This window comes from Pseudomonas sp. AC112, from assembly GCF_979253545.1.
In genome coordinates, this window is record NZ_CEEDCM010000001.1 from 4,483,015 (window position 1) to 4,497,049 (window position 14,035).

General features: G+C 58.7%; 16 protein-coding genes. 11 read left to right on the plus strand and 5 right to left on the minus strand.

Features of this window, described 5'->3' with window-relative positions; genetic code table 11:
- Positions 1-2: 2 nt before the first annotated feature.
- On the minus strand, positions 3-254 hold the full coding sequence (locus AC0IYN_RS20900) for a DUF1654 domain-containing protein (RefSeq protein ID WP_028617096.1): 252 nt from the start codon (positions 252-254) through the stop codon (positions 3-5).
- 243 nt (positions 255-497) lie between these two features.
- Positions 498-1,586, minus strand: a complete 1,089-nt coding sequence (locus AC0IYN_RS20905; protein ID WP_457239456.1) for an asparaginase — start codon at positions 1,584-1,586, stop codon at positions 498-500.
- A 561-nt stretch (positions 1,587-2,147) separates the two neighbouring features.
- On the opposite strand from AC0IYN_RS20905, the gene AC0IYN_RS20910 reads away from it, so the two are divergent.
- The 7 genes from AC0IYN_RS20910 to AC0IYN_RS20940 are packed head-to-tail and all read left to right on the plus strand — an operon-like array spanning position 2,148 to position 9,111.
- Complete coding sequence (locus AC0IYN_RS20910; protein WP_471843005.1) at positions 2,148-3,104, plus strand: substrate-binding domain-containing protein; 957 nt, start codon at positions 2,148-2,150, stop codon at positions 3,102-3,104.
- Between the two features lie 57 nt (positions 3,105-3,161).
- Entirely contained in the window at positions 3,162-4,715 is a 1,554-nt protein-coding gene (locus tag AC0IYN_RS20915; protein WP_457239455.1) for a sugar ABC transporter ATP-binding protein, read from the plus strand.
- Entirely contained in the window at positions 4,712-5,689 is a 978-nt protein-coding gene (locus tag AC0IYN_RS20920; RefSeq protein WP_010209107.1) for an ABC transporter permease, read from the plus strand. The genes AC0IYN_RS20915 and AC0IYN_RS20920 overlap by 4 nt, the downstream gene beginning before the upstream one ends.
- Positions 5,690-5,692: 3 nt before the next feature.
- Positions 5,693-6,715 (plus strand): LacI family DNA-binding transcriptional regulator, encoded by a 1,023-nt coding sequence (locus tag AC0IYN_RS20925; RefSeq protein WP_406598309.1) that lies wholly within the window; start codon positions 5,693-5,695, stop codon positions 6,713-6,715.
- Positions 6,716-6,738: 23 nt separating this feature from the next.
- Entirely contained in the window at positions 6,739-7,656 is a 918-nt protein-coding gene (gene rbsK / locus AC0IYN_RS20930; RefSeq protein WP_406598308.1) for a ribokinase, read from the plus strand.
- Positions 7,653-8,057: a D-ribose pyranase gene (rbsD, locus tag AC0IYN_RS20935; protein ID WP_078049393.1), complete on the plus strand. Its 405-nt coding sequence runs from the start codon at positions 7,653-7,655 to the stop codon at positions 8,055-8,057. The genes rbsK and rbsD overlap by 4 nt, the downstream gene beginning before the upstream one ends.
- A gap of 25 nt (positions 8,058-8,082) precedes the next feature.
- Positions 8,083-9,111 (plus strand): nucleoside hydrolase, encoded by a 1,029-nt coding sequence (locus tag AC0IYN_RS20940; protein ID WP_471843012.1) that lies wholly within the window; start codon positions 8,083-8,085, stop codon positions 9,109-9,111.
- A gap of 33 nt (positions 9,112-9,144) precedes the next feature.
- On the opposite strand, the gene AC0IYN_RS20945 is transcribed toward AC0IYN_RS20940, so the two are convergent.
- Positions 9,145-9,357, minus strand: a complete 213-nt coding sequence (locus AC0IYN_RS20945) for a hypothetical protein (RefSeq protein ID WP_010209115.1) — start codon at positions 9,355-9,357, stop codon at positions 9,145-9,147.
- 171 nt (positions 9,358-9,528) lie between these two features.
- Here AC0IYN_RS20945 and AC0IYN_RS20950 point away from each other — a divergent pair, with 171 nt between their 5' ends.
- Positions 9,529-9,837, plus strand: a complete 309-nt coding sequence (locus AC0IYN_RS20950; protein WP_071492213.1) for a hypothetical protein — start codon at positions 9,529-9,531, stop codon at positions 9,835-9,837.
- Positions 9,838-9,981: 144 nt separating this feature from the next.
- Entirely contained in the window at positions 9,982-10,302 is a 321-nt protein-coding gene (locus tag AC0IYN_RS20955) for an I78 family peptidase inhibitor (RefSeq protein WP_025857833.1), read from the plus strand.
- A gap of 75 nt (positions 10,303-10,377) precedes the next feature.
- Here the strand turns inward: AC0IYN_RS20955 and AC0IYN_RS20960 are convergent, their stop codons facing one another.
- Positions 10,378-10,590 carry a cold-shock protein gene (locus tag AC0IYN_RS20960; RefSeq protein WP_003179963.1) on the minus strand — a complete coding sequence of 71 codons (213 nt, stop codon included), beginning with the start codon at positions 10,588-10,590 and terminating at the stop codon, positions 10,378-10,380.
- 289 nt (positions 10,591-10,879) lie between these two features.
- Positions 10,880-11,194, minus strand: coding sequence for a hypothetical protein (locus AC0IYN_RS20965; protein ID WP_016978147.1), 315 nt, complete (start codon positions 11,192-11,194; stop codon positions 10,880-10,882).
- Between the two features lie 367 nt (positions 11,195-11,561).
- Between AC0IYN_RS20965 and thrS the strand changes: the two genes are divergently transcribed.
- Positions 11,562-13,484 (plus strand): threonine--tRNA ligase, encoded by a 1,923-nt coding sequence (thrS, locus tag AC0IYN_RS20970; RefSeq protein ID WP_471843019.1) that lies wholly within the window; start codon positions 11,562-11,564, stop codon positions 13,482-13,484.
- The gene (infC, locus tag AC0IYN_RS20975; protein WP_015884933.1) at positions 13,484-14,035 is read left to right on the plus strand and encodes a translation initiation factor IF-3; all 552 of its coding nucleotides are present in this window, start codon (positions 13,484-13,486) and stop codon (positions 14,033-14,035) included. The genes thrS and infC overlap by 1 nt, the downstream gene beginning before the upstream one ends.

The window sequence follows — 14,035 nt, forward strand, 5'->3', positions numbered from 1 at the left end:
AATCAATCTTCCTTCGGCACAACCCAGAAAATCTGCACACCGCCGTCGTCGCGATAAGCGAGGGTGACGTTGTCGTTTTCCGCGATTTCCTCCAGCAAACGCGCCCACTCATCTTCCGGTTCGTCAGGCAAACGGAAGATCAAGGCCGCCTTGGCTTTCTGGGCGTTGGTCGAATTGATGATCTTTTGCACACGAATGGCCAGGCGTTCGTAGGCACCAGGTGGGGTTGGCACTGCGGGAGAGGACTTTGCCACGGAGTATTCCTTAATAAGCTGTACGCACATACAGTATTTAACTGTAGGCGATTTCGCAACTGCTTAAGCTTCAGGAAGTTCGTCTGACAGCAATTCAGGCAATTTTGTATAGGGACGGGGAGGGGGGTTGTAGGAGCAAGCGTGCTCGCGAGAGGCTTGAGGGCGATGGGTTAAACCAGACAGACCGCGTCATCGTTAACGACCTTCGCGAGCAAGCTCGCACCTACGGGGAAAAACTAGGAATCAATATTCCCAGAAAATCCGTTGCAGCTCTTTGCTGTCCTGGGTCTTGGTCATGGCGACCATGGCCAGGATGCGGGCTTTCTGCGGGTTCAGGTCAAGTGCAGCGACCCAATCGTATTTGTCGTCAGGCTGTTCGGCGTTGCGCAGCACCATACCGCCGGCATTCACGTGGGAAGAGCGAATGATCTGTACGCCTTGCTTACGCAGTTCCACCAGGGCAGGTACGACTTTGGAGGACACGGAGCCGTTGCCGGTACCAGCGTGGATGATGGCTTTGGCGCCGGCTTGAGCCAGGGCCTTGTAGGCGGTGTCGCTTACGTTGCCGTAGCCATAGGCGATCTCGACATCGGGCAGGCTCTTGATGTTCTTGATATCGAATTCCGAATCCATGGTGTGACGCTTGGCGGGCAGGCGGAACCAGTAGGATTTGCCTTCAACCACCATGCCCAGTGGGCCCCATGGGCTCTTGAACGCTTCGGTCTTGATATTGATCATCTTGCTGACGTCGCGACCCGACTGGATCTCGTCGTTCATGGTCACCAGCACGCCCTTGCCGCGTGCATCCTTGCTGCCGGCCACTGCCACAGCGTTGTACAGGTTGAGCATGCCGTCAGCCGACATGGCGGTGCCTGGGCGCATGGAACCGACCACCACGATTGGCTTATCGGTCTTCTCCACCAGGTTCAGGAAGTAGGCAGTTTCTTCCAGGGTGTCGGTGCCGTGGGTGATCACGATGCCGTCCACGTCCTTGCTGTCGGCCAGTTCGGCGACGCGGCGACCCAGTTGCAGCAGGTTTTCATTGTTGATGCTTTCGGATGCAATTTGCATGACTTGCTCGCCACGCACATTGGCGATCTGGCTAAGCTCAGGCACACCGGCGATCAATTGCTCGATGCCGACTTTGGCGGCCTGGTAAGTGGCACTGTTGGCCGCGCTGGCGCCGGCGCCGGCAATGGTACCGCCCGTGGCAAGGATCACCACGTTGGAGAGTTTAGTCTTGGTTTCAGCTTCCTTTGCCTGGGCGGCAACGGGGAACAGCAGCAGGAGGGCTAACGCGCCCGGAACAAAAGTCTTCAGTGCAGATTTCATTATTTTTCTCTCTGGTTTTTGATGAGTGCTGTAGCAGGTTCATCTAGAACACCCGGGCGGTTCTGAATGCCACGAGGTGATGGAGTAGAGCAGGATCTATACCAGGCTGATCGTATTCGCGGTTATAAAATAAATTACTGATTTATAACAAGTTATCTTGATTTTTGTGGGTGGGCGGTCGTGTAGGTGTCCGGCTTTCCGAACATCTGGCTGTATTGTGTTCGGATGTCCGAAAAAAGCGGCGCCAGGGGCTTGGAGGTTGGCCGAGTGACGCGGCGTTGCCTGTCGTTTTAGAGAACGACCGGTAGGCGGAAATGTTTAATAGGCCACTTTGCCGGGCGAGGGGGAGGGTTGGATAGGGTGGATGAAAGGCTGTTTTCAACCGTTGACAAATCTCGACAAGGTTCTCATAGTTTGACTAACGCAAACGTTTGCGAGATGTTTCACGGAACACGCCTGGAGTATCGTGACAGCTCGTATCAGCCACCCGGGTGGGAAGGCTGCCGAAGCGCTCTTCGGTGCAAGCGTTGCTCACAATAATCATAAGATCGGAGTGAACCCATGAAGCTGCCATTTGCTGGACGTCTTCTTGCTGTCGCTGTGCTTGCCGCCGCATCCGCTGCCCTGCCTCTCTCCTCTGCATTTGCCGATGACGCCGCCAAACCCAAGGTCGGGCTGGTCATGAAATCCCTCGCCAACGAATTCTTTGTCACCATGCAAGACGGTGCCAAGAAGTACCAGAAAGAACACGCCGCCGATTTCGACATGATCACCAACGGGATCAAGAACGAAACCGATACCAGCGCGCAGATCGACATCGTCAACCAGATGATCCTCGCCAAGGTCAACGCCATCGTCATCGCGCCTGCCGACTCCAAGGCATTGGTCACCGTGCTGAAGAAAGCTTCGGACGCCGGCATCAAGGTCGTCAACATCGACAACCGCCTGGACCCGGACGTGCTCAAGAGCAAGAACCTCGATATTCCGTTCGTAGGCCCGGACAACCGCAAAGGCTCCAAGCTGGTGGGCGACTACCTGGCCAAGCAACTGGCCTCGGGTGACAAGGTCGGCATCATCGAAGGTGTGCCGACGACCACCAACGCCCAGCAACGTACCGCAGGCTACAAGGATGCGATGGAAGCTGCCGGCATGAAGATCGTTTCCACTCAGTCCGGCAACTGGGAAATCGACCAGGGCCAGAAAGTGGCATCCGCCATGCTGAGCGAGTACCCGGACCTCAAGGCGCTGCTGGCCGGTAACGACAACATGGCCCTGGGCGCGGTCTCCGCCGTGCGTGCGGCCGGCAAGGCTGGCAAGGTGCTGGTCGTAGGCTACGACAACATCGAAGCCATCAAGCCGATGCTACAGGACGGCCGTGTACTGGCGACCGCTGACCAGGCGGCTGCCCAGCAAGCCGTGTTCGGTATCCAGAATGCGCTCAAGCTGGTCAAGGGTGAGAAAGTCGAGGCCAAAGATGGCGTGATCGAAACCCCGGTCGAACTCGTCCTCAAGAAGTAATCCTGGCAGCACCCAACAGCGCCCGCTCGTCCTGAGCGGGCGCCTGGAGATTTTCCTATGTCATCTTCCGCCCCGAACGCTGTCCTCTCGGTCAGCGGTATCGGCAAGACCTATGCCCAGCCGGTTCTGTCCGACATCACCCTGACGCTCAATCGCGGGGAAGTGCTGGCGCTGACCGGTGAGAACGGTGCAGGCAAAAGTACCTTGTCGAAGATCATCGGCGGGCTGGTCACACCGACCACCGGGCACATGCAGTTCAATGGCCAGGATTTCCGCCCTGGCAGCCGCACCCAGGCCGAAGAGCTGGGGGTGCGCATGGTCATGCAGGAGCTCAACCTGCTGCCAACCCTGACCGTCGCCGAAAACCTGTTCCTGGACAACCTGCCCAGCCACTGTGGCTGGATCAGCCGCAAGCAACTGCGCAAGGCCGCGATCGAGGCCATGGCCCAGGTCGGCCTGGACGCCATCGACCCCGACACGCTGGTTGGCAGCCTGGGTATTGGCCATCAGCAGATGGTCGAAATCGCCCGCAACCTGATCGGCGATTGTCACGTACTGATCCTCGACGAACCCACGGCCATGCTCACTGCCCGTGAAGTCGAGATGCTGTTTGAACAAATCACCCGCCTGCAGGCCCGGGGCGTGGCGATCATTTATATTTCGCACCGGCTGGAAGAGCTGGCCCGTGTTGCCCAGCGCATTGCGGTATTGCGCGACGGCAAGCTGGTCTGTGTCGAGCCGATGGCCAACTACAACAGCGAGCAACTGGTCACCTTGATGGTTGGTCGCGAGCTGGGCGAACACATCGACCTGGGCCCGCGCGCCATTGGTGGCCCGGCCCTGACGGTGAAAGGCCTGACCCGCTCGGACAAAGTCCGCGATGTGTCCTTCGAAGTGCGCGCGGGCGAGATCTACGGAATCTCCGGCCTGATCGGTGCGGGGCGTACTGAATTGTTGCGGCTGATCTTTGGTGCCGACCTGGCCGACAGCGGCACTGTGGCGCTCGGTTCGCCAGCCCAGGTCGTGAGCATCCGCTCGCCTGTGGACGCGGTAGGCCATGGCATTGCCCTGATTACCGAAGACCGCAAGGGTGAAGGCCTGCTGCTGACCCAGTCCATCAGCGCCAACATTGCCTTGGGTAATATGCCGGAGATCTCCGGCGGTGGCGTGGTCAACAGCCGCGACGAAACCGCCTTGGCCAAGCGTCAGATCGACGCCATGCGCATCCGCAGTTCCAGTCCGGCGCAGTTGGTTTCCGAATTGTCCGGCGGCAACCAGCAGAAGGTGGTGATTGGCCGCTGGCTGGAGCGCGACTGCTCGGTGATGCTGTTCGATGAGCCAACCCGCGGCATCGACGTGGGTGCCAAGTTCGATATTTATGCCTTGCTGGGCGAGTTGACCCGCCAGGGCAAAGCGCTGGTGGTGGTGTCCAGTGATCTGCGTGAACTCATGCTGATCTGCGACCGCATCGGCGTGTTGTCCGCCGGGCGCTTGATCGAGACGTTCGAGCGCGACAGCTGGACCCAAGACGAATTGCTCGCCGCCGCCTTCGCCGGCTATCAGAAACGTGATGCGCTGCTCAACGACGCAGTGCTTAGGGATACCCCATGAAAACCACAACTTCCCCCGGCAAGACTGGCGGCAACTTCTACGGCCTGGGCACCTACCTGGGCTTGGCAGGCGCTTTGCTGGCGATGATTGCGCTGTTCTCGGTGCTCAGCGATCACTTCCTGTCCTATGACACCTTCAGCACGCTCGCCAACCAGATACCGGACTTGATGGTGCTGGCGGTGGGCATGACCTTCATCCTGATCATCGGCGGAATCGACCTGTCGGTGGGCTCGGTGCTGGCACTGGCGGCGTCGGCGGTCAGTGTAGCGATTCTCGGCTGGGGCTGGAGCGTATTGCCGGCGGCCGTGCTGGGCATGGGCTGCGCGGCATTGGCCGGCACCATCACCGGCTCGATCACCGTGGCCTGGCGCATTCCGTCGTTTATCGTGTCCCTGGGCGTGCTGGAAATGGCCCGTGGCGTGGCGTACCAAATGACCGGCTCGCGTACTGCTTACATCGGTGATTCGTTTGCCTGGCTGTCCAACCCGATTGCCTTTGGTATCTCGCCGTCATTCATCATCGCCTTGCTGGTGATCATTGCCGCGCAGCTGGTATTGACCCGCACTGTGTTTGGTCGTTACCTGATCGGTATCGGCACCAACGAAGAGGCCGTGCGCCTGGCGGGGATCAATCCCAAGCCCTACAAGATCCTGGTGTTCAGCCTCATGGGCCTGCTGGCCGGTGTGGCCGCGCTGTTCCAGATCTCGCGCCTGGAAGCGGCGGACCCGAACGCCGGTTCCGGCCTGGAACTGCAAGTGATTGCAGCCGTGGTGATCGGCGGCACCAGCCTGATGGGCGGGCGCGGCTCAGTGATCAGTACCTTCTTTGGTGTGTTGATTATTTCGGTATTGGCGGCTGGCCTGGCGCAGATCGGTGCCACGGAACCCACGAAACGCATCATCACGGGTGCCGTGATCGTGATTGCCGTGGTCCTCGATACCTACCGCAGCCAGCGCGCCAGTCGGCGAGGCTGAGCCATGGCAACGATCAAGGATGTGGCAGCGCTTGCAGGTATTTCCTACACGACGGTGTCCCATGTGGTGAACAAGACGCGCCCGGTCAGTGAGCCGGTGCGCATCAAGGTCGAAGCGGCGATCAAGCAACTCGACTACGTGCCCAGTGCCGTCGCGCGTTCGCTCAAGGCCAAGACCACGGCCACCATCGGTCTGCTGGTGCCCAACAGCCTCAACCCGTATTTTGCGGAGCTGGCCCGCGGCATCGAGGATTACTGCGAGCGTAACGGTTACTGCGTGATCCTCTGCAACTCCGACGACAACGCTGAAAAGCAGCGCAGCTATTTGCGCGTATTGCTGGAAAAGCGCATCGACGGCTTGATCGTGACCTCGGTCGGCGGCGACGACAGCGGCCTTGCCGCTGGCTTGAGCGCGGTACGCACGCCCATGGTGATCGTCGACCGGGCGCTGGATGGTATTGATGTGGACCTGGTACGTATCGATCACGAGGAGGGCGCCTACCTGGCGACCCGGCACTTGCTCGAACTCGGTCATCGCGACATTGCTTGCATCGGCGGCCCTGCCCATACCCGTGTCGCGCAAATGCGTCTGGCGGGGTATCACCGCGCGTTACGCGAGGCGGGCGTGGAAGTGGCGGCCAATCGCACCCAGGAAAGCGACTTCACCAGCACCGGCGGGTATGCCGCCGCCGTGCAGCTGCTGGCGCATAACCCGCCCAGTGCCATTTTTGCCAGCAACGACATGATTGGTTTCGGTGTGTTGCGCGCAGCAGCAGAGCGCAATATCCGTGTGCCGGGCGAACTCTCGGTGATCGGTTTCGATGACATTCAAATGGGCCGTTACGTCTACCCGGCGTTGACCACGGTCGGGCAGTCGATCGTGCAACTGGGCGAGACGGCGGCCGAACTTTTACTACGAAGAATTGCGACACCCCAATTGCCGATCGATCAACGCATCGTGACGCCGAGCATCGTATTGCGTGAGTCGACGGCGCCTGTCGCCGGTACGTTCGCCCAATACCGCTGAACCGAATTGATGAGTACTGATGTATGCCAGCAAAAGTAGTGGTAGTAGGCAGCTTGAACATGGACCTGGTGACTCGCGCGAGCCGGTTGCCGCGTGCCGGTGAAACCTTGATCGGGCAGACGTTCTCCACCGTGCCCGGCGGCAAGGGCGCGAACCAGGCGGTAGCCTCCGCACGCCTGGGTGCCGATGTGTCGATGATTGGCTGTGTCGGTACCGATGCCTACGGCACCCAATTGCGTGACGCGTTGACGGTGGAGGGCATCGATTGCCAGGCCGTCAGTACCGTGGACGGTTCCAGTGGCGTGGCCCTGATCGTGGTCGATGACAGCAGCCAGAACGCGATTGTGATTGTGGCAGGCAGTAACGGCGAACTGACACCGGCCTCGTTGCAGGCGTTTGACGCGGTGCTGCAAGCGGCTGACGTGATCGTCTGCCAGTTGGAAGTGCCGATGAATACGGTGGGCTACGCCCTCAAGCGCGGTCGTGAGCTGGGCAAGACGGTGATCCTCAACCCGGCACCGGCCAGCGCACCGTTGCCGGCTGAGTGGTACGCCTCGATCGACTACCTGATCCCCAATGAAAGCGAGGCCACCGCACTGAGTGGCGTGACGGTCGACTCCATTGACAGCGCCAAGGCGGCGGCGACCCAACTGATCCAGGCGGGCGCCGGCAAAGTCATCATCACCCTGGGGTCTCAAGGCGCGTTGTTCACTGACGGCCAGGCCTTTGAGCACCTGCTGGCGCCAAAGGTCAAGGCGGTCGACACCACGGCCGCGGGCGACACTTTCGTCGGCGGCTTTGCGGCGGCACTGGCCAATGGCAAAAGCGAGGCCGAGGCCATCCGTTTTGGCCAGGTCGCGGCGGCGCTGTCGGTCACCCGTGCCGGCGCGCAACCCTCTATTCCAACGCTGCACGACGTCCAAGGTTTTGTGCCCTCATGAAAAAGACACCTCTGCTCAATATCGCCCTGTCGCGTGTCATCGCCTCGCTTGGGCATGGTGACATCCTGGTGATCGGCGACGCTGGCCTGCCAGTCCCGCCGGGCGTCGAATTGATCGACCTGGCGTTGACCCAGGGTATTCCGGACTTCATCAGCACCTTGCGTATCGTGCTCAGCGAAATGCAAGTGGAGCGCCATGTGCTGGCAGAAGAGATCCTGCTCAAGCAACCACCGGCGCTGGCTGAGCTCAATACGCTCACAGAGCAGGCGGCCCTCGGTGAGCGGCGTCTGGTCAGCCATGAGGAGTTCAAGCAGCTCAGCCACAAGGCGCGCGCCGTGGTGCGCACCGGCGAATGCCAGCCTTACTGCAATATCGCGCTGGTGTCCGGCGTAACGTTCTAGCGTTCTCAACGACAAGGAGTGTTTTATGCAATATGGTCTTCCCACCCTGAAAAACCTGTTCCGGAGTGTTCTGCTTTTGTCCGCACTCACTGCTGCAAGCGCCCAGGCGGCGGAAAAAATCGACCTGATCATCGACACCGACCCAGGCGCCGATGATGTGGTGGCGCTGCTGTTTGCCATGGCCTCTCCGGAGGAACTGAACATTCGTGCGCTGACCACCGTCGCCGGCAATGTGCGCCTGGACAAGACTTCCCGCAATGCACGCCTGGCCCGCGAGTGGGCAGGGCGCGAGGACATCCCGGTGTACGCGGGTGCGCCGGCGCCTCTGCTGCGCACGCCGATCTATGCCGAGAATATCCATGGCAAGGAAGGTATTTCCGGCGTCACCGTGCATGAGCCGAAAAAGGGCCTGGCTGACGGTAATGCCGTTGATTACCTGGTCAAGACCCTCACCACCGCCAAGCCTCACAGCATCACCATCGCCATGCTCGGTCCGCAGACCAACCTGGCACTGGCGCTGACCCAGGCACCGGAAATCACCCAGGGCATCAAGGAAGTGGTGGTGATGGGCGGCGCGCACTTCAATGGCGGCAATATCACACCGGTAGCGGAGTTCAACCTGTTCGCCGACCCGGTTGCGGCTGAGATTGTGCTCAAGAGCGGTGTCAAGCTGACCTACCTGCCGCTGGACGTGACCCACAAGGTACTGACCAGCGAAGCCCGCCTGAAAAAGATCGCCGACCTCAAGAACAACGCAAGCAAGGTTGTTGGCGATATTCTCAATGAATACGTCAAGGGCGACATGGAACACTACGGTATTCCAGGCGGTCCTGTGCATGACGCTACCGTCGTTGCTTACCTGCTCAAGCCATCGCTGTTCAGCGGCCGTGATGTCAACGTGGTGGTGGATAGCCGTGAAGGCCCGACCTTCGGCCAGACCATCGTTGATTGGTACGATGGCCTGAAACAACCGAAGAACGCGTTCTGGGTGGAAAACGGCGATGCCCAGGGCTTCTTCGATCTGCTGACCGAGCGCCTGGCGCGCCTGAAGTAACGTGTTGACCGGTCGGCGTTCGCTGGCCGGTTCTTATTCGCGCTCGGGGTCGTGTGCTCCCATGTGATCGGCCGGATATTTCTCGAATATCTGGCCGATGAACGCTTGTGCCGCTTGTGTACCCAGTTCCTTGACCAGCAGGTCGATACCAATGATCGCCAATTCTTCTGGGCTTCCAGGGCTGTAGGAGCTCTGTCCTTGGGGCCACTTGGCTTTGATGTCGGCTTGGAGCGTTACGGTGGTCATGACTGTCTCGCGGGGCTGAAAGTGCTGGGCAATGCGCTGGAACGCGGTTCTTACCGGCCCAGTTAACCATTTTGTATCGGGTTTGGCACTGATACTTAGGCATGAGGCGATTCGGAATGACGGCGGCGCTGTGCGACACTGTCCGCCTGTTTAATTGCCGGGGAACACCACGTGCAGATCGACTTGAACAACCCCGAGAACCTGACGCTGGCGAATGTGCGCCAGCTTCTCGCCAGTGCCAGTGACGACGAACATGCCCAATTGCGGGTGACCAAGGCCGGGATAGCCTATATCTCCTCAGGGAGGGTCGTGGGTGGCGTGGACATCGACGGGCTGCTGTTTCGCCTGGAGACCTGGGCGAAGGGTTCCGGGTACGTAGGCAATGTGGCCGCCAGCGACGAAGTCTGGGTGACGCAGATTTTCAATGCGCTGAAGGAAAACTGGCCGAAGCCGGCGTTCGACTACATCGACATCTACTGAATACATTCATATCTGGTCACGATTGACCGGGCGAATGCCTGCCGAGAGTCAGGCAGACTTGCCCAGCGGCGGTTTACGTCTTGAAACCAATCCGCCCGACCGCTGTCGCACGATCTCTGTCCATTTTTTATCATAGGAGGCTTCATGCCTTGGAAGCTCGCATCATTCGGTACTTTGTTGGCAGCACTCGCGTTGGCGGGTTGCAGCACCCCGGGTGCCTCTGAGCCAGCCAAAGACGCCGCCGTGGCCGATGCCGGTCATAGCCGCTGTGAGTCGAAGGCCGCCGAATTCACGATCGGCCAGAAAGCTTCGCCCCAGTTGCTGGAGCAGGCACGTACCCGTGCCGGTGCGCAGAACGCACGCATCCTCAAACCGAACGACATGATCACCCTGGAGTATCGCTCCGATCGCCTGAACCTGAACACCGATGACAACCTGGTGATCACGCGGGTCAACTGCGGCTAAGTCGTTCAAGGCTTTTGCAGTGCCCATAAAAAACCCCGTCACATGGACGGGGTTTTTTTTAGCTCAGCGCAGAACTTACTCTGGGCGAACCTGTGCAGCTTGCATACCCTTTTGGCCTTTCTCAGCCACGAAGGAAACGGTTTGGCCTTCTTTCAGGCTTTTGAAACCGTCGCTTTCGATAGCTTTGAAGTGTACGAACAGGTCGTCACCGCCACCTTGAGGAGTGATGAAGCCGAAGCCTTTTTCATCGTTGAACCATTTAACGGTGCCGGTTTGGCGATTAGACATGGTGTATCTCCAAGAAACATATATTTTCAGTAGTGCTGTGCTGCTCAGGCCAACTGGGCACACCGGGCTATCATAGTCGAAATGTTCGGCTTGGGAGCCCCCCCAAGGCATTGTTTGCTAATCAATAGCGTTGCGTTTAGTACCTTTTTCGGCTGGAAGCCCCGATCTACGGGGCTTTGGCTCGAAATATCAACTGGTAAAAAAAGCCGTAAAAGCTGCGTAATTTGTGAGAAATGGCAGTTTTCGGGCCGTTTTACCCGTAAAAAAGCCGTGTGATCAGTGGCAGATCTTACTTTTTCTTCACGACTTTGCAGGACGAAATAGCCGCGACAGCTTTGTTTTTAAGCTCCGGGCTGGCGTTCTGGTTGGTCATGAGCTCTTTGATTTCGGCAGTGCTCAATTCAGCGTTGATCTTGTCGGCGCCACATTCGCAGTGGGCTTTGGCAGTTTTGACGTCTACGTTCTGGCTGGCAGCTGCGCTGCAATCGCTGACGAAGCTGTCGCGAGCACCGGCTGGCCAGTTCGACGGGGCTGCTGCCTGCGCGCCGAGGGAAAGGAGGGTCAGGGAAGCGGCGAGAGCGAGGGTAGAGGTAAAACGCATCATGAGGATGCTCCTTTGGGTCGAGGACGAACGGCGATTCTCAGTGGGTTTGAGGCATTGCGTACAGCTCAAGTTCACTTTTGCAGCTATAAAGGCCGGATTTTGTCGTTACGCAAGATAGCAGCGCCGCGATGACCGTTCATCTGTGCTAGCATCTTGCGCTTGGCTATTTCCAGGCGTGCCAATTGCCGCCTTGCCAGGTTCTTTTTAGCTCACTCCAGTCACTCTGGTTCGATTATCGGTTGGCCGAAAGGCTCCTGCCGCTGTAAGGCAGGCGTTCATCACTGAACGGCCTGGTGTTGGATCTTGTACTGGCTCATCCCAACCCACGTGACCTTTGGTAGGGGTCACCACTAGGAGAGGAGGCGCCATGCCAACTATTACTCTTCCCGACGGCAGTCAACGTTCATTCGATCATTCGGTTTCCGTAGCCGAGGTCGCCGCATCCATTGGTGCAGGCCTGGCCAAGGCCACCGTGGCCGGCAAGGTCGACGGCAAGCTCGTCGACGCCAGCGACCTGATCACCAGTGACGCCAGCCTGCAAATCATCACGCCCAAGGATCAAGAGGGGCTGGAGATCATTCGCCACTCTTGCGCGCACCTGATTGGCCATGCGGTCAAGCAGCTGTACCCCACCGCGAAGATGGTAATCGGCCCGGTCATTGAAGAAGGCTTCTATTACGACATCGCCTACGAGCGTCCTTTTACCCCGGACGACCTGGCTGCCATTGAGCAGCGCATGCACGCGCTGATCGAAAAAGATTACGACGTGATCAAGAAAGTCACGCCGCGCGCCGAAGTGATCGACGTGTTCACCGCCCGTGGCGAAGACTACAAGCTGCGCCTGGTGGAAGACATGCCGGACGAGCAGGCCATGGGCCTGTACTACCACGAAGAATACGTCGACATGTGCCGTGGCCCGCACGTGCCAAACACGCGCTTCCTCAAGTCGTTCAAGCTGACCAAGCTGTCCGGCGCCTACTGGCGTGGCGACGCGAAGAACGAGCAGTTGCAGCGGATCTACGGCACTGCGTGGGCTGACAAGAAGCAATTGGCCGCCTACATCCAGCGCATCGAAGAAGCCGAGAAACGCGACCACCGCAAGATCGGCAAGCGCCTGAACCTGTTCCACCTCCAGGAAGAAGCGCCGGGCATGGTGTTCTGGCACCCGAACGGCTGGACCCTGTACCAGGTGCTTGAGCAGTACATGCGCAAAGTACAGCGCGACAACGGCTACCTGGAGATCAAGACGCCCCAGGTTGTTGACCGTAGCCTCTGGGAAAAATCCGGGCACTGGGCCAACTACGCCGACAACATGTTCACCACCCAGTCGGAAAACCGCGACTACGCGATCAAGCCAATGAACTGCCCTTGCCACGTGCAGGTGTTCAACCAAGGCCTGAAGAGCTACCGCGAGTTGCCGATGCGCCTGGCAGAGTTCGGTGCCTGTCACCGTAACGAACCATCGGGTGCGCTGCACGGCATCATGCGCGTGCGTGGCTTCACCCAGGACGACGCCCACATCTTCTGCACCGAAGAGCAGATGCAGGCTGAATCCGCCGCGTTCATCAAGCTGACCATGGATGTTTATCGCGATTTCGGCTTTACCGAAGTCGAAATGAAACTGTCCACTCGTCCGGAAAAACGTGTCGGCTCTGACGAACTATGGGACCGCGCCGAAGCTGCACTGGCTGCAGCGCTGGACAGTGCGGGGCTTGCGTACGACCTGCAACCGGGTGAGGGCGCTTTCTACGGTCCGAAGATCGAGTTCTCGTTGAAAGATTGCCTTGGCCGCGTCTGGCAGTGTGGTACCCTGCAGCTCGATTTTAACCTGCCGATCCGTCTGGGAGCCGAATACGTCTCCGAAGACAACAGCCGTAAACACCCGGTTATGCTGCACCGGGCGATCCTTGGCTCGTTCGAACGGTTCGTCGGGATCCTGATCGAGCACTACGAGGGAGCATTCCCTGCGTGGCTGGCTCCGACCCAGGCAGTGATCATGAATATCACTGATAAACAGGCAGATTTTGCCGCTGAAGTTGAAAAAACACTCAACGAAGGCGGATTTCGTGCCAAGTCCGACTTGAGAAATGAAAAGATCGGCTTTAAAATCCGCGAGCATACTTTGCTCAAGGTTCCCTATCTTTTGGTTATCGGAGATCGGGAAGTCGAGATGCAGACTGTCGCTGTGCGTACTCGTGAAGGTGCTGACCTGGGCTCGATGCCCGTCGCCCAGTTCGCTGAGTTCCTCGCGCAAGCGGTTTCCCGGCGTGGTCGCCCAGATTCGGAGTAATTATTATTAAGCGTGAAATGAGACAAGATAAACGAGCTGCACCGAAAGCCCCGATCAACGAGAATATCTCGGCACGCGAGGTTCGGTTAATTGGCGCTGACGGCGAGCAGATTGGCATCGTCTCGATTGATGAAGCGCTTCGTATTGCAGAAGAGTCCAAATTGGACCTGGTGGAAATCTCCGCCGATGCAATCCCACCCGTATGCCGGGTGATGGACTACGGCAAGTCGATCTTCGAAAAGAAGAAGCAGGTTGCCGCGGCGAAGAAGAACCAGAAGCAGATTCAAGTAAAAGAAATCAAGTTTCGTCCAGGGACGGAGGAAGGGGATTACCAGGTAAAACTGCGCAACCTGGTACGTTTCCTGAGTGATGGGGACAGGGCCAAGGTATCCTTGCGATTCCGCGGCCGTGAGATGGCCCACCAGGAGCTGGGGATGGAACTCCTCAAGCGGGTTGAAGCTGACCTGCTCGAGTACGGTTCGGTCGAACAGCATCCTAAGATGGAAGGACGCCAGCTGATCATGGTCATCGCCCCGAAAAAGAAGAAGTAA

Bases quoted from the DNA above. Each gene is read 5' to 3' on its own strand.
- AC0IYN_RS20905 (WP_457239456.1), bottom strand. From the start codon at position 1,586: ATGAAATCTGCACTGAAGACTTTTGTTCCGGGCGCGTTAGCCCTCCTG.
- AC0IYN_RS20915 (WP_457239455.1), top strand. From the start codon at position 3,162: ATGTCATCTTCCGCCCCGAACGCTGTCCTCTCGGTCAGCGGTATCGGC.
- AC0IYN_RS20920 (WP_010209107.1), top strand. From the start codon at position 4,712: ATGAAAACCACAACTTCCCCCGGCAAGACTGGCGGCAACTTCTACGGC.
- AC0IYN_RS20925 (WP_406598309.1), top strand. From the start codon at position 5,693: ATGGCAACGATCAAGGATGTGGCAGCGCTTGCAGGTATTTCCTACACG.
- AC0IYN_RS20910 (WP_471843005.1), top strand. From the start codon at position 2,148: ATGAAGCTGCCATTTGCTGGACGTCTTCTTGCTGTCGCTGTGCTTGCC.
- AC0IYN_RS20940 (WP_471843012.1), top strand. From the start codon at position 8,083: ATGCAATATGGTCTTCCCACCCTGAAAAACCTGTTCCGGAGTGTTCTG.
- rbsK (WP_406598308.1), top strand. From the start codon at position 6,739: ATGCCAGCAAAAGTAGTGGTAGTAGGCAGCTTGAACATGGACCTGGTG.
- AC0IYN_RS20965 (WP_016978147.1), bottom strand. From the start codon at position 11,194: ATGATGCGTTTTACCTCTACCCTCGCTCTCGCCGCTTCCCTGACCCTC.
- rbsD (WP_078049393.1), top strand. From the start codon at position 7,653: ATGAAAAAGACACCTCTGCTCAATATCGCCCTGTCGCGTGTCATCGCC.
- AC0IYN_RS20955 (WP_025857833.1), top strand. From the start codon at position 9,982: ATGCCTTGGAAGCTCGCATCATTCGGTACTTTGTTGGCAGCACTCGCG.
- thrS (WP_471843019.1), top strand. From the start codon at position 11,562: ATGCCAACTATTACTCTTCCCGACGGCAGTCAACGTTCATTCGATCAT.
- AC0IYN_RS20945 (WP_010209115.1), bottom strand. From the start codon at position 9,357: ATGACCACCGTAACGCTCCAAGCCGACATCAAAGCCAAGTGGCCCCAA.
- AC0IYN_RS20960 (WP_003179963.1), bottom strand. From the start codon at position 10,590: ATGTCTAATCGCCAAACCGGCACCGTTAAATGGTTCAACGATGAAAAA.